Genomic DNA, 19,592 nt, shown 5'->3' with positions numbered 1-19,592 from the left:
GAATTCGCTTAGCCCTCGGTGTGATCGAGCAGACCAGCGTTGATTTCACGCAGAGCAATGGACAAAGGCTTCTCGGCGACGCCAGGGGTTACCAGCGGGCCCACGTACTCCAGCATGCCTTCGTCGATCTGCTGGTAGTAGTCGTTAATCTGGCGTGCGCGCTTCGCGGCGAAAATAGCCAGCGCGTACTTGGACGAAGCCTTATCGAGCAGCTCGTCAATCGGCGGGTTGGTGATTCCAACTGGCGGATCGAACACGGCCTCGGTGGCGGTATTTTCCTGGGTCACGAGAAATCTTTCCTACGATTAAAATTGCTGAAAGTGTCGGCCGCTTAAATCTTTAGCAAAGACCCAATCGGCCGTGCCCGGCAAGGAGCAATGCTAGTTGCCGGACGCTGTGAGTGCTCGAGCGATGGCCTCGACTGCCTTGTCGACATCATCGTTGACAACGACCTGATCGAACTCGCCCTGGGCATCCATTTCTACCCGAGCCGTTTCCAGACGGCGCTTTACCTGTGCTTCAGTCTCCGTGCCACGGCCGGTTAGACGCTCTACGAGAATCTCCCAGCTGGGCGGGGCTAGGAACAGCAGGTGCGCGTTCGGCTCCACCTCGCGGATTGAACGTGCACCGGCGAGATCGACCTCGACCAATACCGGCCGACCAGCCTCACGTGCCTCCTCCACCGGGCGGCGAGGAGTACCGGAGCGCTGGAGGCCACCGTGGATTTCAGCCCACTCGAGCATTTCTCCTGCGTCAATCCGTTCCTGGAAATCCTCGGGAGAGACGAAGAAGTAGTCCCGCCCATCGACCTCGCCCGGTCGCGGAGACCGGGTGGTCATGGAGACACTGAAGTACAGTCCGGGAACTTCGGCTCGCAGCCGACTGACCACGGTGGATTTTCCTACGCCGGCGGGACCGGCGAGGACGACCAACGCAGCTTTACCATTCCCGGCCACGGTGACTAGTCCTCCACGGAGTAGCCGAAGCGCTCCAGCAGAGCGCGACGCTGGCGGTCGCCGAGGCCGCGGAGGCGACGGGTCTGAGCAATCTCCAGGTCGTTCATGATGTCCTGGGCCTTGACCTTGCCAACCTTCGGCAGGGCCTCGAGCAGAGCGGAAACCTTCATCTTGCCGATGATTTCGTTCTCGTCAGCCTGCTTCAGGACCTCTGGCAGGTCAGTAGCACCACGCTTGAGCTTGTCCTTCAGTTCTGCACGCACTTTGCGAGCCTGAGCTGCCTTCTCGAGTGCTGCTGCACGCTGCTCCGGGGTCAACTGCGGAAGGGCCACGGGTTCCTCCGTTAAAAGTAGATTGCTTGAATTAGATGTGATGTTCACATGTCCGCCGCGCCGTAACCAGCGCGGGCGTCCACATAAATCGCATGCGACCGTACCGCATATACACCGCTGCGATGCAAATGCTTGCCGGGGTGTCGAAGAATTTCGCACCTGGGACTTTATCGGTCCCATCTTTTCGGCTTTGGCCGGTCAACTTTGGCGATTGTAGCACCGTTTGCAGTGAGGAATGGAAATTGACCACGGATTTTAGGCCAATTTCCCGGCATGTCAGTTGAATTGCGCGGCAAATTCCTCGGTCGCCGCTCGCAGGGCCGACACGTTTGGACCGGCGCCCAGAATGCCCCGTGAAACGTTCGGCAGCGCCAGTGCCGCCGACTGCCCCGCGATGCGCTCTACATCGGCCGCAGAGCCACCTTGCGCCCCCACTCCTGGCATGAGAACCGCTCCGCGAAGGTGATCAAGTACCGGCGGGTTCTCAAGAGTGGCGCCGACGACCACACCGAAGCTGCCAGCCGCAGCGCCGCTGTTGATTTGTTGAGCATTCAGCTCCGCGGCACGGTCGACCATGGACTGCGCGATGGTGCGCATACTCCCCTTCGACTCCACCACGGCCTTCTGCACGGACGCGCCCTCCGGGTTGGAGGTCGCAGCCAGCACAAAGAGTCCACGACCGGTCGCCTGAGCCAGCTCGACCGCCGGATCCAGCGCCCCAAACCCCAGGTACGGAGACACCGTCAGCGCATCCGAAGCCAAGGGAGAACCGTCCGCCAGCCAGGCTTGCGCATAGGCGGCCATTGTCGAACCGATGTCGCCGCGCTTTGCATCCGCAATCGACAGCGCACCGGCCGCGTGCACGTCGGCAAGCGTCCGCTCCAGCACCGCGTAACCACCCGCCCCGTACGCCTCAAAGAAGGCAACCTGAGGCTTGACGACGGCCACAACGTCCCCGAAGGCCTCAACGCAGGTCCTGGCAAATTTCTCGATACCTTGGACCGAACGGGGCAGCCCCCAGGCGTCGAGGAGGGCCGGGTGCGGGTCGATGCCCACGCAGAGCCGACCGCGCTCGGCGACTTTCGCGGCGAGCCTGTCGCCAAATCCCGTCACGGAATTGCCCGCCATCGCCTAGGCCTTCTTCTCGGCAGCGCTGTGGCTCGGGTGCAGTTCCTGCAGCGCGCGAACAGAGAGGTTGCCCTTCTTCAACGCAATGATGCCCTGCAGAGCTGCAACAGCTCCCTGAGCGGTCGTCACACTGGTGATGCCCTGGCTGACAGCCGCGGCGCGAATCCCGTACCCGTCGGAGCGAGCACCGGCGGAACCGGACGGGGTGTTGATGATGATGTCGACCTCGCCGTCGCGAATCATGTCGACAATGTCACGCTCGCCGGAATCGGTAGCGGACTCGGAGGTGCGCTTGGCGACTACCTCGCAATCGACACCGTTGCGGCGCAGCATCTCCGCCGTACCCTCGGTAGCCAGAATGCGGTAGCCCATTCCGGCCAGCGACAGGATCGGGAACACCAGGGTGCGCTTGTCGCGGTTGGCCAGCGACACGAACACGGTTCCCTCGGTCGGCAGCTCGCCGAAACCGGCCAGCTCGCCCTTGGCGAAGGCCGCGCCGAAGTTGTTGGCCAGGCCCATAACCTCGCCGGTGGACTTCATCTCCGGGCTCAGCAGGCTGTCGAGCGCCCGGCCCTCAAAGTCGCGGAAGCGGTTGAACGGGAGCACAGCCTCCTTTACCGCAATCGGTGCGTCCGCCGGCAGGGAGCCACCGTCCATGTCGGACGGGATCATGCCCTCTGCGCGCAGCTCCGCGATGGTGGCACCCATCATGATGCGCGAGGCTGCCTTCGCCAGCTGCACCGAGGTCGCCTTGGAGACGAACGGAACAGTGCGCGAGGCACGCGGGTTCGCCTCGATGACGTAGAGGGTCTCGTCCTTCAGCGCATACTGAACGTTCATCAGGCCCTTCACGCCGATGCCGTGAGCGAGGGCCTTGGTGGACTCGCGGACCTTATCGATAATGCTGCCGGACAGGGTCATCGGAGGCAGAGCACAGGCGGAGTCGCCCGAGTGAATACCGGCCTCCTCGATGTGCTCCATGACTCCGCCGAGGTATACCTCTTCCCCGTCACACAGCGCGTCAACGTCAATTTCGATGGCGCTGTCGAGGAAGCGGTCGACCAAAACCGGATGTTCGTTGGACAGCTCGGTTGCGCGGTCGATGTAGTCCTCCAGAGTGGCCTCGTCGTAGACAATTTCCATGCCGCGGCCGCCCAGGACATAGGACGGGCGGACCAGCACCGGGTAGCCGATACCTGCGGCTACGGCGCGGGCCTCCTCGTAGGAGGTCGCGGTGCCGAACTGCGGGGCCGGCAGATTCGCGGCCTCCAGAACCTTGCCAAATTCGCCGCGGTCCTCGGCCAGGTCGATTGCTGCTGGAGAGGTGCCGACGATCGGAACACCGGCGGCCTCGAGCTTCTCGGCCAGGCCCAGCGGGGTCTGACCACCGAGCTGGACGATAACGCCCGCGACGGTGCCGGACTGGCTCTCGGCGTGATAGACCTCGAGGACGTCCTCGAAGGTCAGCGGCTCGAAGTACAGGCGATCTGCGGTGTCGTAGTCGGTGGAGACGGTCTCCGGGTTGCAGTTGACCATGACGGTCTCGTAGCCGACGCGGGAGAGCTCGAGCGCTGCGTGAACACAGGAGTAATCAAACTCAATGCCCTGGCCGATGCGGTTCGGACCGGAGCCCAGAATGATGACCTTTTCCTTCTCCGTCTGCGGCGAAACCTCGGACTCGGCTGCCGGGTCGAGCTCGTAGGCTGAGTAGTGGTACGGGGTCTTCGCCTCGAACTCGGCGCTACAGGTATCGACGGTCTTGAACACCGGGTGGATGCCCAGTCGCCAGCGCAGTTCGCGGACGCCATCCTCGCCGGCCAGTTCCGGACGCAGAGCGGCAATCTGACGGTCGGACAGGCCCCAGTACTTCGCCTCGCGGAGCAGATCAGCGGTGACCACAGGCGCGTCGATAAGCTGCTTGCGAATGTCCTGCAGGTTCTCCATCTCGGCGATGAACCACGGATCCAGGCCAGATGCCTCGTGAATCTGCTCAATGGTGCCGCCGAGGCGCTGAGCCAGCTCGACGTCATAGATGCGGCCCTCGGTCGGGCGCTTCAGGTCCTCGAGAACTGCGTCGAGGTCGTTCGCGCGCTCGCCGGCGAAGGCTTCGTCCGGGACGGTCCAGAAGCCGGCGGGATTATTCTCCAGGGAACGCATAACCTTGCCGAGGGCGCCGATGTAGTTGCGGCCGATGGCCATGGCTTCGCCTACGGACTTCATCGTAGTGGTCAGGGTGTCGTCGGCGCCGGGGAACTTCTCGAAAGCAAAGCGTGGAGCCTTGACGATTACGTAGTCCTGAACCGGCTCGAAGGCGGCCGGGGTCTCGCCGGTGATGTCGTTGGTGATTTCGTCGAGGGTGTAGCCGATTGCCAGCTTCGCGGCAATCTTCGCAATCGGGAAGCCGGTCGCCTTGGAGGCCAGCGCCGAGGAGCGGGACACGCGCGGGTTCATCTCGATGGTGATGATGCGACCGTCCTTCGGGTTGACGGCGAACTGGATGTTACATCCACCGGTGTCGACGCCGACCTCACGTAGGATGGCGATGCCCTGGTTGCGCATGGTCTGGTACTCGCGGTCGGTCAGGGTCATCGACGGAGCGACGGTGACGGAGTCGCCCGTGTGGACACCGAGGGCGTCGACATTCTCAATCGAGCACACAACGACGACATTGTCGGCGCCGTCTCGCATGAGCTCCAGCTCGAACTCCTTCCAACCGAGGATGGACTCCTCGATCAGGACGTTCGCCTCCGGAGAAGCAGCCAGGCCGCCGCCGGCGATACGGTCCAGGTCCTCCTGGTTGAACGCAAGGCCAGAGCCCAGGCCACCCATGGTGAACGAAGGGCGGACGACGACGGGAAGGCCGAGCTCGGCGACGGTCTCGTGGACCTCGTCCATGTTGTGGCAGACGCGGGAGCGAGCGGACTCGCCGCCAATCTTGGCGACGATGTCCTTGAACTTCTGGCGGTCCTCACCGCGCTGGATAGCGGGAATGTCGGCGCCGATGAGCTCGACGTCATACTTCTCGAGGATGCCCTCGCGGTCGAGCTTGATAGCGGCGTTGAGCGCGGTCTGCCCGCCCAGGGTCGCTAGTACCGCATCAATCGGGTGTCCCTCGGCCTCCTCCTTGGCGAGAATCTTCTCGATGTACTCGGTCTCGATTGGTTCGATGTAGGTGGCGTCGGCGAACTCCGGGTCGGTCATAATCGTCGCCGGGTTGGAGTTGACGAGGGTGACTCGCAGTCCTTCTTCGCGCAGGACGCGGCACGCCTGGGTGCCGGAGTAGTCGAACTCGCAGGCCTGTCCGATCACAATCGGGCCGGAGCCGATAACCAGTACGTGGTTGATGTCGTTACGACGTGGCATGAGTTGGTTCCCTTAGCCCTTTCCTACTTGTTCTTCTTCTCGGCAGCGGTGTTGTTGAAATCGACCTTCGCAATCAGCTCGGCGAAGTCATCGAACAGAGTGCGCGCATCGTGGGGGCCGGCGGCAGACTCCGGGTGGTACTGGACAGAGAACGCCATTCCGTTGCGCAGCGCGACACCTTCCACGACATCGTCGTTCAGGCAAGTGTGAGTGACCTCTGCCTCGCCCCACGGGGTGTCGAAGCTCTCGCCCGGCTTGCCTTCGAGAGCAAAGCCGTGGTTCTGAGCGGTGATGTAAATCTTGCCGTCCCTGTGGTCCTTGACCGGGACGTTAATGCCGCGGTGACCGAAAACCATCTTGTAGGTGTTCAGGCCCAGTGCGCGGCCCAGGATCTGGTTACCGAAGCAGATGCCGAACAGCGGCATATTGTCATCCAGGGCTGCCTTGGCAACGGCGACCATCTCGTCCGCGGTCGCCGGGTCGCCCGGGCCGTTGGACATGAAGACGCCCTCGGGCTGGTACTCCCTCTTAATCTCCTCGTACGGCGTATTCGCCGGCACGACGACAACCTCTAGGCCGCGCTTGGACAACTCACGCGGGGTGTTCGACTTGATGCCGAGGTCGTAAGCGACAACACGGGCGACCTTCTCCCCCTGTGCCTCAACTACATAAGCCTCCGCGGTGCTCACCTCCCGCGCGAGGTCTGCACCCTTCATCGACGGCTGCGCACGGACAATCTCCAGAAGCTTTTCGACGGGCTGCTCGGCATCGGCGCCGGAGAAAATGCCAGCGGCGGTCGAGCCGTTATCGCGCAGGTGACGCACCAGCGCACGGGTGTCGACCTGGCGGATACCGATAACGCCCTGCTTGACCAGTTCTTCTTCGAGGGTGCGCTTTGCGCGCCAGTTCGAAGCCACGCGCGACAGGTCGTGAATGATGAATCCTGCGACCCAGATCTTGTCGCCGCGGGACTCGTTGTCCTCGTCATTCCAGCCGGTATTACCAATCTGAGGCGCCGTAGCGACGACGAGCTGGCGGTGGTACGACGGGTCGGTCAGGGTCTCCTGGTATCCGGTCATTGCGGTGGTGAACACCGCCTCACCCAGAGTCGTGCCGGTGGCACCAAAACCGCGACCGCGGAAGATTCGGCCGTCGGCGAGAACTAGGACGGCCGGTACGGAGGCTGTCGTGGAATTAGAGGCCTTGTCCAGAGACTCGTTGCTCACGTTGTTGCCTTTCAAATCGGGTGTCTGCACTGAATTAGGGTCAATAATACGGGAAGATTGCGAATATTTATGCAGTGACATGAATATTATCCAGCTACCTCTCCATTGAGGGCCGTCACCTTGCCGCGCAGAACTGTCGCTGCAACGGACACTGCCATCTCCATGTCCTCGTAGGGTGTGTTGTCCGACTTCGATGCCAAGTCGTCGCCGTGTACCGTCCACTTCTTATTCGGGTCCACGACGGTCAGGTTCGCCGGCTCTCCGACTGCAATCGGCCGTCCGTGTCCCGGAAGTTTGACGATCTCCGCCGGCCGCTCGCTCATCACGCGTGCCAGCCAGCGCCAATCGCACGTTCCGTCTAGAACGAACTGCTCAGCGATAATCGACATAGACGTCTCCAACCCCAGCATTCCGGGCTTCGCGTGCTCGAACTCGCAGCACTTTTCCTCGGACCCGTGCGGGGCGTGGTCGGTCGCCACGCAATCGATGATTCCGTCGATCAGCGCCTGGCGAAGGGCAAGGGTGTCGCGCTGCTCGCGCAGGGGCGGGTTCACGCGGTAGACGCCGTCGTAGGTCTCCAGCACAGAATCTGTGAGAATCAAGTGATGCGGGGTGACCTCAGCGGTAAGCGGAATATCGTGCTCCTTTGCCCACTTGACCAGCTCAACTGTGCCCTCAGTGGAGGCATGGCAAATGTGCATGCGTCCGCCGTAATCGCGAGCCATAATCGCATCGCGCGCGACGATAGACTCCTCGGCAACGCGAGGCCAGCCGGTGAGTCCAAGTCGAGCGGCCGTCGGCCCCTCGTGCGCCACAGCCTCAGCGGTGAGCCGTGGATCCTCGCAGTGCTGAGCCAGAAGAACGTCCTCACCCTTCGCGTACTCAATTGCACGGCGCATGATTAGCGGGTTGTCGACGCACTTGCCATCATCGGAGAACATGCGGACCTTTGCCTGGGAGTCGGCCATCATACCGAACTCCGTCAGGTTCGCGCCTTTGAGCCCCTTAGTGATGGAACCGACCGGGTGGATGTCGCACAGGTTTAGTGCCTGGCCCTTGAGCCACACGGACTCGGCGATGGAGGGATCGTCGGTGACGGGCGCAGTATTTGCCATGGTAAACACCGCAGTGAAACCGCCCTTGGCGGCTGCGGCGGAACCGGTGGCCAGGGTCTCGGTGTCCTCTCGCCCCGGCTCGCGCAAGTGGACGTGGATATCGACCAGACCGGGGAGCAGAACCAGGGAGTCGAACTCAAGAACCTCGGCACCCTCCGGCGCATCGATGCCAGCAGCGATCTCTGCGATAACACCGTCCCGGACGAGGACGTCGACGTCCTCCCCCTCTCCGTAGGGGCGCACTCCGCGCAGGAGCAGGTTACCGGAGCGTGGTGCGGCAAGCGGGCCTACCGACGGAAAGGAGGAATCGTCGCAGTAATTTTCTTTAGCGGTAGTCATTGCTATGCGCGTCCTTCCAGGTCGGTTCCGGCGGTCAGCAGTGTGAAGAGTACGGCCATCCGGACGTGGACACCGTTGGAGACCTGCTGCAAAACAGCAGTGCGTGGCAGGTCGGCCACGGAATCGTTGATTTCCATGCCGCGGAGCATCGGGCCCGGGTGCATCACGATGCAGTCATCGCGCAGCATCTTTTCGCGGGCCTTGGACAGGCCGTAACGAGCGGCGTACTCGCGGTGCGAGGGGAAGAACCCACCATTCATACGCTCCTGCTGGACGCGGAGCATCATGACCGCGTCGGCGTCGGCAAGCTCAGGCTCCATGCGGTAGGCAACGCGGACAGGCCAGTTCTCCACACCGAAAGGTAGCAGCGTCGGCGGTGCGACGAAGACGACCTCGGCGCCCAGCTTCGACAGCAGATCCGCGTTCGAACGGGCGACTCGCGAGTGCAGGATGTCTCCGACGATGACGATTTTACGGCCCTTGATTTCACCAAGGCGCTGGCGCAGGGTAACCGCGTCAAGCAGCGCTTGGGTCGGGTGCTGGTGCTTGCCGTCGCCGGCGTTGATAATGGACGGGCCGTTTCCGAACTCGTCGGTCCAGCCAGCAATCAGCTTCGCCGCGCCTGAAGATGGATGCCTCACGACGATAGCGTCACCGCCAATCGCGTCCAGGGTCAGAGCGGTGTCCTTAAGGCTCTCCCCCTTCTTCACCGAGGAGGACGACGCGGAGATGTTGATTACGTCAGCGCTCATCCACTTACCCGCGGTTTCGAAAGAGGCGCGCGTACGAGTGGAGTTCTCGTAGAAGAGCGTGAAGATGGTGCGGCCGCGTAGCGTAGGCAGCTTTTTGATCTCACGGCCTGCGAGCGCGTCGTGGAAACGATCCGCCTCGTCCATCAGCTCCGTGATTTCATCGACCGAAAGGTCTGCAATATCGAGCAGGTGTTTCATTTAGTCCTCCACCCGGGTCAGGATAACGGCGTCGCGGCCGTCGATGTCCTCGACGAGGACCGTGACATCCTCATCAAGAGATGTCGGCAGGTTCTTGCCGACGTAGTCCGCGCGAATCGGCAGCTCTCGGTGACCGCGGTCGACCAGGACTGCGAGCTGAATCCTGCGGGGGCGGCCAATATCGTTAATCGCGTCTAGCGCTGCGCGAATGGTTCGGCCTGAGAATAGAACATCGTCAACCAGGATGACCGTGGTGCCATCGATGCCGTTGACGGGAATCTTAGTGGGCTGCAAAGCCCGGTGCGGGCGCTCCCGCAGATCATCGCGGTGAAGCGTAATGTCCAGTGAGCCAGTCTCGGGCCGTACACCGGAGAACTGTTCAATCAGCGATGCCAGCCTTTCGGCCAGAGGCGCCCCGCCCGACGGAATGCCCAGCAGAACTACCCTGCGCGAATCTTCGCTATCAAGAGCAGTCTTTTCAATAATTTGGTGCGCGATGCGCGCGACCGTCCTTGCGACATCGTCTGCATTAAGCAGCTCGGTCGTTTGGCCAGTGCCTTCGCTCATCGTGACCTCCTTCCCCGCCTCACAGTGCGGTCCGTTAAAGGATGTCCTCTAGTTCAATAAATAAACAGTGATGAAGAACCAATGAAATATTGAATTATCAAGTCGTATAAAACTCGTCGCTAGCCTAGCACCTGTTGCGCGCGTAGTTAAACAGGCTACACCCGTATGTTAGGCACTTTTACAGCAAAAAGGGCCCTCCCCCGGAGACGGGAAAGCCCCTTTTCAAGGCTGAACGAACCAGGCTACTCGCTGGCCGGCGTATTGTTAGACTCCTTGTCGGCAACCTGTGCGGCATCGTCGCTTACAGCGGGTTCTTCGACGACCTTGAATTCCTCCGTGTCACCGTTAGCGAGCACGTCGCGAGCGGCATCGTCCGCCAATTGCTCCTGGGCAATCTGGGCGAAAGAACTAGACTCGCAGGGCTCCGCGGTAATGCTCACGCTGACCGCTGCCGCGGCGAGACGTGCCTGATCTGCGACCTCGGCTTCTGCGTCCAGCACCGCGTTGATGTACGGAGGGGCCACATCAGTGGAGTATTCGCTAGCAAGCTCGACGCCTTCCACAACCGCGACCCGCGGAGGAATCTCCGAATTGTGGAAAAGCTCCCACGTAGACAGACGCAGGATGGCCCGGTCGACGGCGGGAATTCGGCGCAGTGGCCACTCATCCGACAGGTACTCAGCGATTGTGGCGTCAATTCCGACGATTTCAGCTGCGACACCACGGACAATGGCCTCGGTGTACTCAGCAATTGGTTTGATATCCAACTCGGGATCGACGACCATTTCGAGACGTTCCTCGAGGAGCTCTACCGCGTCGATACCGCGCTGCTCGGCCTCGAAGAGGAAATCGACAGCGCGACGACGGGCGCGATAGCGCGATCCGTGACGCTTGAAGGAGGGCTCGCGACGCGAACCGGTTGCCTGGTCCTTCTGCTCGGAGGACGAATCTTGATCAGTCATAGGTGTGTAAAAACCGCCGTCTTTAGAGCTATGGGTGCTGTTAGTTGTTCACGCGGGACAGGTAGGCACCGTTTCGGGTGTCGACCTTCAGGGTGTCACCGGTCTCGATGAACAGCGGAACCTGAATCTCGGCACCGGTCTCGAGCTTGGCCGGCTTAGTGCCACCAGTGGAGCGATCGCCCTGCAGACCCGGGTCGGTGTGCTCGACCTTAAGCTCGACGGAAACCGGCATCTCGGCGAACAAAACGTTGCCCTCGTTGAAGGAAACCTGGCAGACGGTCTCCGGGAGCAGGAACTTAGCGCCCTCCGGCATCTGAGCGTCCAGGATGGTGAGCTGGTCGAAGGTCTTGGCATCCATGTAGACGTAGCCGTCGCCATCATGGTACAGGTAGGTCATGTCGCGGCGATCCACGTTCGCAACCTCGACCTTGACACCAGCGTTGAAGGTCTTGTCGACAACCTTGCCGGAGACGACATCCTTCAGCTTAGTGCGCACGAATGCGGGCCCCTTACCCGGCTTGACGTGCTGAAACTCGACAATCTGCTGCAGCTTGTTGTCCAGCTTGAGGACAAGGCCGTTCTTAAAATCGGAAGTGGAAGCCACTAGATTCTCCTGAAGTTGTTAAAAAGCGTCTCTGACGAAACCACGATACCCCCACGAGCGTCCATTGAAAAATGAAACGCCGCATGAGGGCTTCGTAGTTTTCGCCGGTAGCTTACGCGGAAGGCTTCGGCAGCGGCGTAATAATCTCGGGAGCCTCCGAGGTAATCACCAGGGTGTCCTCGATGCGAACTCCTCCGAAGCCCGGGATATAAATTCCCGGCTCTATTGTCAGTGTCATTCCCTCCGCAAGGTGCCCCTTGCCGGTCTGCGCGGCAAAAGGCAACTCGTGAACCTCGATGCCGATGCCGTGGCCGGTCGAGTGCACGAAGTACTCTCCATAACCTGCGTCGGAGATGACCTTGCGGCAGACACCGTCCACATCGACCAGGCTCGCGCCTGCCACCGCGGCATCAATTCCAGCCAGCTGCGATTCGAGAACCACGTTGTAAATTTCGCGAGCCTTCGCAGGAGCCGCCTGAGCACCTCCAGCGAACAGGGTCCGAGTCATGTCCGAGTTGTAACCACCCGAGTACGCGCCGAAATCGATGGTGACCAGGTCGCCGGCCTCGATGACGCGGTCCTCCGCGCCGTGATGAGGCTTAGCTGAGTTAGGGCCGGAGGCAACAATCGTGTCGAAGCTTGGCCGATCGGCCCCGTGCATGCGCATCCGGTACTCGAGCTCCGCTGCCACCTGCCGCTCGGTGCGCCCCGGAACGACCACCTCCGCGGCGAGCATATCCTCGAAGGCGCGCACAGCAATGAGAGCAACCTCACGCAGCGCCGTCAGCTCACCCTCCGACTTGACCACCCTTTGCTTGCCGACGAATCCCTCGGTCGCAACCAGCTCGACAGCGGCCGGCGTTTTCGACTTCAGGTCCTCATACGCAGCCAGCGTCAGCAAGTCGGACTCAATGCCCAGACGGGTGACACCCATCTGCGGAGCTCGTTCGAGCAGTGCTGCACCAGTGTTGCGAGCACTGACGAGCGGAACATCGGGCGCCTGCTTTCCTGCCTGGACAGTGTAACGACCGTCGGTGGAAATGGCACTCTGCCCGTCGGAAGCGATGATTGCTCCAGCGTTCGAACCGCTGAAACCGGTGAGCCAGGCCACGTGGGCCGGGTCGACAGTCAGGAATCCATCAACCTCGTATTCGGCAAGGCGTTCGGTAAGAACCCGCCTGCGGTCGGGAAAATCATTCATAGCTTAGTGCTTACCCTTCTCAGCGCCATGCCGTAGCCATCGATACCGCAACCGACGATTACTCCGTCGGCAAGCGGAGATAGGTACGAGTGGTGGCGGAACGGCTCGCGGGCGTGGATGTTGGAGATGTGAACCTCGTGGAAGCCGGCGCCGTCTGAGACCTCGGAGAGCGCATCGCGCAGAGACACCGAGGTGTGGGTCAACCCTCCCGGGTTGATGATAACGGGCCAGCCTGCGTCGGCGGCCTCGTGGACCCACTCGATCAGCTGGCCTTCGTAGTTGGACTGGCGGCAATCGACGGCGACTCCCAGCTCGGAGCCGAGCGCCTGGAGCTGTGCCTCGACTTCGGCGAGCGTCGTGGAGCCGTAGACCTCCGGCTGACGCTTCCCCAGCCGGTCGAGATTTGGTCCGTTTAGGACTAGGACGATTGGAACAACGGAGCTCGGTTCCGTGGCGGCACGAAGAGTGGTCATGAGCGGGCGGACTCCTCTGTTGCCGGGCGGCCGCTGTTGTAGACGAGCTCGTAGGCGCGTTCGAGGTCTTGCCTAGACGGCCCCTCCAACCGTGAGGTTTTAGCCACGTCGTCGAGGACGACAAAGCGGATTGTGCCCTTGCGGTTCTTCTTGTCGCGCGTCATCGCGCTGTAGAGTTCCTCGAAATGCCCGGCGTCGTACGTGGTCGGCAGGCCAATGGACTCGAGGATCGCGCGGTGTCGGTCTACCAAATCCTGGTCAATGTGGCCTGTGAGCTTCGCCAATTCTGCGACGAAGACCATACCGACTGCGACCGCGTGCCCGTGCCGCCAACGGTAATTCTCGAAGTGTTCGACCGCGTGCCCGAAGGTGTGTCCGTAGTTCAGAATCTCTCGCAGGCCTGCTTCCTTCAGATCCTCCGAGACGACTCGAGCCTTCACTGCGACTGCGCGTTCGATAAGCTCCGGGAGCGCCCCGTCCACATCTAGGCAGGCCGAGGGATCGGACTCGTAGAGGTCCAGAATCTTTGGGTCGGCGATGAATCCGGCCTTGATAATTTCTGCAGAGCCGGCGATCATCTCGTCGGAAGGCAGAGTGCGCAGAACATCGAGGTCCAGGAATACGGCAGTCGGCTCATGGAAGGCACCCACCAGGTTCTTGCCGGCGGCGGTGTTGATACCGGTCTTGCCGCCAACCGCGGCGTCGACCATCGCAAGCAGCGTCGTTGGCACCTGCACCACGGCAATGCCGCGCATCCATGCCGCGGCGACGAAGCCGCCGAAATCGGTCGCGGCGCCGCCGCCGATCGAAACCACGGCGTCCTTTCGTCCCATGCCACGCTCGCCGAAAGTGTCCCAGACGGTCTCGGCGACAGTGAGGGTCTTTCCCTCCTCCGCGTCAGGAATCTGAATCGCGAAGGCGTCAATGCCGCGATTGGCCAGTTCGTTGATGACACCGAGGGCGAGCTCCTGAACGCTACCCTGGTGGATTACTGCCACCTGAGAAGCAAACGAAACCGACTCCGCGATGCGGTCGGTCAGCCCGTAGCCCATCGTCACCGAGTACGGCGCGGGGCCTTCGACGGGAATTGTCCGAGTGAGATCCATGAAATCTTCCTGTTCTCGAGTGACTCTGATTCAAGCTCTATGAGGGCCTAGATACCTTCGTCGCAGGCGTCGTCCAAGTAGCTTAAAATTTCGGCGACGACTCGCTGCGGAGAGCGTTCGTCCGAGCGGGCCTTGAAGCTGGCCACAGATTCATAGAAATCGCGGCGCGATTCATACAGGGCCCGGTAGTGCGCCTCCGGATCTTCTGCGGCCAGCACGGGACGAGAATCATTGCCGCTGGTGCGGCGCACGCCTTCCTTAACGCTCACTTCGAGGTAGACCACGTTGTGGTCGGCGAGCAGGTCGCGGGTCCGCTCTGAGATGACTGCGCCGCCGCCGAGGGAAACGATTCCCTCGCGAGTCAGTGCTTTGGCGACTTCCTCTTCTTCAATACGGCGGAATTCGGGTTCCCCCAGGGAAGCGAAGACTTCGCCGCAGGGCTTACCCATGCGCTGCTGAATCATCTCATCGGTATCGGTGAGTGACGTATTCAGTGCCCGAGCCAGGCGACGGCCAATAGTGGATTTACCCGCACCGGGCGGGCCAACGAGAACTATGCGTGGAGCGGTCATGTAAGCCTTTTCTCCTTCTTCCCTACTCACGCTTATGGCTAATTCCAGTCGAGGCGGCGGCGCGTCTGCTCGAGGTAGCCCTCGACGTTGCGCTTAGTTTCCTCCAAGCTGTCGCCGCCGAACTTCTCCATAACAGCGCGGGCCAGAACAAGCGCGACCATCGCCTCTGCGACCACACCGCCAGCGGGGACAGCGACGACGTCGGAGCGCTGGTGGATAGCAGTCGCCTGCTCGCCGCTCGCCATATCCACGGTCTTAAGCGCGCGGGGCACTGTGGAAATTGGCTTCATGGCGGCGCGAACCACGAGTGGCTGCGCGTTGGTCATGCCACCCTCCAGGCCACCGGCGCGGTTTGTCTCTCGATTGACCCCGTCTTCGGTGCGCACCATTTCGTCGTGCGCCTCGGTGCCCCTGCGTCGGGCCTCCTCGAAACCGTCGCCAATTTCGACGCCCTTGACCGACTGGATGCCCATCAGCGCGCCAGCCAGCTGTGCATCAAGACGCGTATCACCGGAGATATGCGAGCCCAGGCCGACCGGAAGCCCGTGCACCACTACCTCGACGATGCCGCCGAGTGTGTCGCCCTGTTTCTTCGCGGTCTTAATCTCCTCAATGATCGATTCCTCGACTTCGGTCGAAAAGGCACGCACCGGGGAGGCATCGATAGCGTCGATGTCCTCATACGTCGGCAGCGGGCCTTCGTAGGACTTGGACCGGCCAATCGAAATAACGTGGCTGACGACCTCCACACCGAGCGTCTCGCGCAGAATTGAACGCGCGACGGTAGCAGCTGCTACTCGTGCGGCGGTCTCTCGCGCCGAGGAACGCTCCAAAATGTTGCGAGCATCCTCGTGGTTGTACTTGAGCATGCCGTTGAAGTCCGCGTGGCCGGGACGTGGACGCGTCAGCGTCGCACCGCGAGCCGTCTTGAGCTCCTCTGGGTCAACTGCGTCGGGACTCATCACCGTGGTCCACTTCGGCCACTCCGTGTTGCCAACCATAATCGACAGTGGCGACCCCAAGGTCTTTCCATGCCGGACACCTGTGAGCAGAGTAACCTCGTCTGCCTCAAACTTCATGCGCGACCCGCGACCGTAACCAAGGCGACGGCGCGCTAGGTGGTGCGATACATCATCTGTAGAGACAGGAACGCCAGCCGGAACGCCTTCCATCAATGCGATGAGGGCCTGGCCGTGCGATTCACCTGCGGTAGTCCAACGAAGCATAGGTAACATAATGGCACGTTTGCCTAAAACTTTGTGCAATAGGGGCACTAACTTTGCTAGTCGTGTCGAAACACGGCAAACAGGGGCAGCTTCGCCATCGCTTACCGACGGCGCGAACGCCCGCTTCTAAGTAGACGCCAGATAGGCGCACAGTGTCATGGAAAACAACATCGGCGGTCCATGCGGTATCGCCATGCTCTCCCGCCTGGCGGCACCAGTCGTAGAAAGTCCAGAACTCCGGATTCGAGCGGTAACGGCGAGCAGGAGCGTCGCCAAGCTGGCGGCCACGACCGCGGCGAGCACCATGATGATGGCGCCCACAGGCCTTGCGGAGTGGGCACCGACGGCGGCACCGGCGAGAAGCGCCAGCTTGACGTCGCCGGCCCCGATCGATTCCGGCGCCCAGAGAAATGCCGAGAGGTAGAGCACGAACCAGGTCAGGGCGCCTACGATACCCGGCACGAGCGCGAGCGACCCTAGATAGGTGTGACTCAAAGTGGGCCAGAACAGGCCAAGCGCCCTTACCGCTGCTGCGGCACCCCACAGAACTGCGCCCAACAGGAGCCATCGATTGGGAAGCCGTCTGGACCGAAAGTCATACCAGACTCCCGCGATAATCCATACCGCAAGGGCCAAAAGGAAGAGCCCGTCGACTGATACACAAGAAATTTCGTTTCCCCACCCCATAGCCGACTAGGCTACAGTACCCGCGTTACATAGGCAGTGCTTGCCGCATCGAGTCGACGTCCGGTCTACGGCCGGTGAATTGCTCAAATTGCCCGACAGCCTGGTGCAACAGCATGGAAAGCCCACCCACGGCCTCCGCGCCGCGGTCCTTAGCAGCTTTGACCAGCGGAGTTGGCCACGGATTGTAAATGACGTCGAGAATCTTCGGCGCCCGTGCGAGGAATGTGTAGACGGATTCCAGCGCAGCCGAGGGCACAGTGGAGACCAAAACGTCGGACGCGCCCGCGATATCGTGGAGATTCGGAGCAGAAAACTTTACCCAAACGAATTCGATGCCCAACGCGGCGGCCAACGGTTCCAGCGCGTAAACGCGTTCCGACCGGGCTACGACTGAGACATGCTTCATGCCGAGTTTGGCCAGCGCCCATAGAGCCGGGCGTGCGGTGCCTCCTGCACCGACGAGAACCGCCCTGCCGTTTGGCAATTCAGTCACACCAATCTCAGCTAGGGCTCCCAGCACCCCATCGCAGTCGGTGTTGTCCGCAAACCATCCGGAGCCTTGCCGGACGAGCGTGTTCGCCGAACCAATCAGTTTGGCCCGCTCGCTGGATACATCAGCGAATTCGAGTGCTGCAAATTTTCCGGGCATCGTGACGGAAAAGCCCCGGAATGATTCGTCCGCGCTACCTACCACGCCGGGCAGTTCTTCGGCATTACAGCGGATTCGGGAGTACTCCCACTGTGTTAACCCCGCGGCCGCGTAACCTGCGTTATGAATCGCCGGTGACAGCGAATGCTCGATGGGGTCGCCCAGAACTGCGGCACGGTGAGTGATAAGCATTGGCGGGGTCCTACTTCCCTAGCGGTTCGAATCTAGAACGCCGTTGTCACGGGATTCGGCAATCGCGGCGTCGTGCTCCTCGAAGGTGGTGCTGAATACAGTCCGGCCGTCCTTGTCGACGGTTACGAAGTAGAGCCAAGTACCGTCCGCAGGATTCTCCATCGCCTTGATTGCCTCAATCGACGGCGAGGCGATTGGCGTGTCGGGCAGCCCCTCCTTGGCGTAGGTGTTCCAAGGGGTCTTTCGGGCACGATCCTCGTCGGTTGTAGCGATTTCCTGATCAGGCAGGTCGTAGTTAACTGTCGAGTCAAACTGAAGCATCATCGGCTTGGCCAGACGGTTCAAGATGACGCGGGCGACCTTGTCGAAGTCACCGTCCGGAGACTCCATCTGAATCAGAGACGCAGCGGTAATCAGCTGGTAAGGAGACAGCTTGACCATGCTCGCTGACTCAATTAGGCCGGTCGACTCGTAGTTCTTGACGGACTCGCGGACCAACGAAGCAATCATCTCTTCGGCAGATAGCTGCGGGTCAATATGGTGGATACCCGGCGTGATGAGGCCCTCCAGGCGACGGGGGTCATTTCCGCGGGCCTGGACCTCCCGCATCGCCCACTCAGGGACACCCAGTTTTGCGAGGTCTGCGCTTCCAGCCGCCTTCTCCAGCTCGGACTTGGTCACGCAATTGTCCTGCTCGAGGCAGGACGCTTCGGAAATAAGGCTGAAAATGCCTTTGCGAACATCCGAGGAGGACACGATGCGTGTATCGGCAAAGCGCGCACCCGTCGGGATGTCTACGCGCCCTGCCTGGTTATCGGTATCGAGCAGTGCCTGGACTGCAGAGTCCGCCGACATGTGCTCCCGCAGACGGTAAAAGCCCGGCTGCAGTTCGCTCGAACGGGAGTTGTTATTGGCAGCCTCGACGAAAGCCTGAGAGGACTTAACGACATCCTTGTCCACGAGTGCCTTTGACAGATCCGTCAGGGAGGAGCCCGCGGCGACCTCAACGACTGTTACCTCACCGGGATTGCGACCGTCGTAGTCGTCCACAATGCCGCCTCGCTTCCAAATCAGACCGATCACGGCGACCACTAAAACGCAGAGGAGGATCGAGGTGACGTTTATCGCCATAGTCGTCTGGCGGCGGCGAATGCGGTTCTTCCCCTTGCGAGCCTTAGGGCGGCGCGCAGACAAGGCATCTTTAGTCATCGATAGCTCCTCGATCGCGGATTGGTTATCGCTTGCAGCTCGCGAGCGCCTATTGTGAAAGCCTCGTACTGCTGGGAACGGTCAATCCACCAATAATCAACGTAGTACTACGCCCGCCCACAAGGCAGACATAATCCCTTACAATAATTCCCTATTTCTAGGGCAATTGTCACCTTTTCGTTACTTTGGCATGTCCGATTGGAAATCAAAATCTGCTTTTTATTCCGAATCGGTCTGCTCAGCCAAGTACTTTTTCCGGTTATCCAGCCATGCTTGAAGAATCTCTACCGCTGCCGCCTGGTCGATAACCTTTCGCCCGGAGCGGACGTCAATCCCGGCGTCATGCAGCCGAGATTGTGCAAGTACGGTCGTCATGCGCTCGTCCGCGTAACGCACTGCGACGGCGTCCCCAAGGCGCCGCTTCAGCCGAAACCCCACGTCACCAGCCTTACGGGCCGAAGATCCGAAGGATCCGTCCAGCATGATGGGCAAGCCGACCACAATCTCGACTACTTCGTACTCTTGGGCGAGTTCAACCAAACGGTCAATGTCTGGCCCATCGGGATCTTTTCGGCGGGTAGCACGTGCAACAGTCTCGACGGGCGTGGCGAGGATTCCGTCCGGGTCGGACACAGCTACTCCGACTCGGACGTCACCTACATCAATCCCAAGCCGTCGCCCCCGACCGGGGTCATCAATTCCGGGGGCGTCCAGTGCTAAACGAGCCAATGAAAA

General features: G+C 61.2%; 20 protein-coding genes. All 20 read right to left on the bottom strand.

All coding sequences use genetic code 11. From position 1 onward, the window contains the following. Positions 1–8: 8 nt before the first annotated feature. Positions 9–287: a DNA-directed RNA polymerase subunit omega gene (gene rpoZ / locus CLAC_RS05970; RefSeq protein WP_053412120.1), complete on the bottom strand. Its 279-nt coding sequence runs from the start codon at positions 285–287 to the stop codon at positions 9–11. Between the two features lie 93 nt (positions 288–380). Further along, entirely contained in the window at positions 381–956 is a 576-nt protein-coding gene (gmk, locus tag CLAC_RS05965; protein WP_053412119.1) for a guanylate kinase, read from the bottom strand. Positions 957–961: 5 nt separating this feature from the next. Beyond that, positions 962–1,288 (bottom strand): integration host factor, actinobacterial type, encoded by a 327-nt coding sequence (gene mihF, locus CLAC_RS05960; RefSeq protein ID WP_053412118.1) that lies wholly within the window; start codon positions 1,286–1,288, stop codon positions 962–964. Between the two features lie 276 nt (positions 1,289–1,564). Then, entirely contained in the window at positions 1,565–2,416 is an 852-nt protein-coding gene (gene pyrF / locus CLAC_RS05955) for an orotidine-5'-phosphate decarboxylase (protein WP_053412117.1), read from the bottom strand. Positions 2,417–2,419: 3 nt separating this feature from the next. Further along, entirely contained in the window at positions 2,420–5,779 is a 3,360-nt protein-coding gene (carB, locus tag CLAC_RS05950) for a carbamoyl-phosphate synthase large subunit (protein ID WP_053412116.1), read from the bottom strand. A gap of 23 nt (positions 5,780–5,802) precedes the next feature. Beyond that, a complete protein-coding gene (gene carA / locus CLAC_RS05945) occupies positions 5,803–7,005 on the bottom strand; it encodes a glutamine-hydrolyzing carbamoyl-phosphate synthase small subunit (RefSeq protein ID WP_425388808.1) in 1,203 nt (400 codons plus the stop codon). Positions 7,006–7,091: 86 nt separating this feature from the next. Beyond that, on the bottom strand, positions 7,092–8,459 hold the full coding sequence (locus CLAC_RS05940; RefSeq protein ID WP_053412115.1) for a dihydroorotase: 1,368 nt from the start codon (positions 8,457–8,459) through the stop codon (positions 7,092–7,094). A gap of 2 nt (positions 8,460–8,461) precedes the next feature. Beyond that, complete coding sequence (locus CLAC_RS05935) at positions 8,462–9,409, bottom strand: aspartate carbamoyltransferase catalytic subunit (protein WP_053412114.1); 948 nt, start codon at positions 9,407–9,409, stop codon at positions 8,462–8,464. Then, the gene (pyrR, locus tag CLAC_RS05930) at positions 9,410–9,976 is read right to left on the bottom strand and encodes a bifunctional pyr operon transcriptional regulator/uracil phosphoribosyltransferase PyrR (protein WP_053412113.1); all 567 of its coding nucleotides are present in this window, start codon (positions 9,974–9,976) and stop codon (positions 9,410–9,412) included. 242 nt (positions 9,977–10,218) lie between these two features. Continuing rightward, positions 10,219–10,938, bottom strand: a complete 720-nt coding sequence (gene nusB, locus CLAC_RS05925; protein WP_053412112.1) for a transcription antitermination factor NusB — start codon at positions 10,936–10,938, stop codon at positions 10,219–10,221. Between the two features lie 40 nt (positions 10,939–10,978). Further along, complete coding sequence (gene efp / locus CLAC_RS05920; protein ID WP_053412111.1) at positions 10,979–11,542, bottom strand: elongation factor P; 564 nt, start codon at positions 11,540–11,542, stop codon at positions 10,979–10,981. Positions 11,543–11,654: 112 nt separating this feature from the next. Then, the gene (locus CLAC_RS05915) at positions 11,655–12,743 is read right to left on the bottom strand and encodes an aminopeptidase P family protein (RefSeq protein ID WP_053412110.1); all 1,089 of its coding nucleotides are present in this window, start codon (positions 12,741–12,743) and stop codon (positions 11,655–11,657) included. Continuing rightward, entirely contained in the window at positions 12,740–13,216 is a 477-nt protein-coding gene (gene aroQ, locus CLAC_RS05910; protein ID WP_053412109.1) for a type II 3-dehydroquinate dehydratase, read from the bottom strand. Before aroQ ends, CLAC_RS05915 begins: the two co-directional genes overlap by 4 nt. Further along, on the bottom strand, positions 13,213–14,322 hold the full coding sequence (aroB, locus tag CLAC_RS05905) for a 3-dehydroquinate synthase (protein WP_053412108.1): 1,110 nt from the start codon (positions 14,320–14,322) through the stop codon (positions 13,213–13,215). The genes aroQ and aroB overlap by 4 nt, the downstream gene beginning before the upstream one ends. 47 nt (positions 14,323–14,369) lie before the next feature. Further along, positions 14,370–14,894: a shikimate kinase gene (locus tag CLAC_RS05900; protein ID WP_053412107.1), complete on the bottom strand. Its 525-nt coding sequence runs from the start codon at positions 14,892–14,894 to the stop codon at positions 14,370–14,372. Positions 14,895–14,932: 38 nt separating this feature from the next. Continuing rightward, the gene (gene aroC / locus CLAC_RS05895) at positions 14,933–16,120 is read right to left on the bottom strand and encodes a chorismate synthase (protein ID WP_053412106.1); all 1,188 of its coding nucleotides are present in this window, start codon (positions 16,118–16,120) and stop codon (positions 14,933–14,935) included. A gap of 126 nt (positions 16,121–16,246) precedes the next feature. Further along, on the bottom strand, positions 16,247–16,807 hold the full coding sequence (locus tag CLAC_RS05890) for a prepilin peptidase (RefSeq protein ID WP_053412105.1): 561 nt from the start codon (positions 16,805–16,807) through the stop codon (positions 16,247–16,249). 25 nt (positions 16,808–16,832) lie between these two features. Further along, entirely contained in the window at positions 16,833–17,648 is an 816-nt protein-coding gene (locus tag CLAC_RS05885; RefSeq protein WP_053412104.1) for a shikimate dehydrogenase, read from the bottom strand. 18 nt (positions 17,649–17,666) lie between these two features. Next, positions 17,667–18,857: an endolytic transglycosylase MltG gene (gene mltG, locus CLAC_RS05880; protein ID WP_053412103.1), complete on the bottom strand. Its 1,191-nt coding sequence runs from the start codon at positions 18,855–18,857 to the stop codon at positions 17,667–17,669. Between the two features lie 219 nt (positions 18,858–19,076). Then, positions 19,077–19,586 (bottom strand): Holliday junction resolvase RuvX, encoded by a 510-nt coding sequence (gene ruvX / locus CLAC_RS05875; protein ID WP_053412102.1) that lies wholly within the window; start codon positions 19,584–19,586, stop codon positions 19,077–19,079. Between the last annotated feature and the right edge of the window lie 6 nt (positions 19,587–19,592).

The sequence above is a fragment of the Corynebacterium lactis RW2-5 genome (assembly GCF_001274895.1).
Taxonomy (GTDB): Bacteria; Actinomycetota; Actinomycetes; order Mycobacteriales; family Mycobacteriaceae; genus Corynebacterium; species Corynebacterium lactis.
This window is presented reverse-complemented; position numbering and strand designations above follow the sequence as displayed.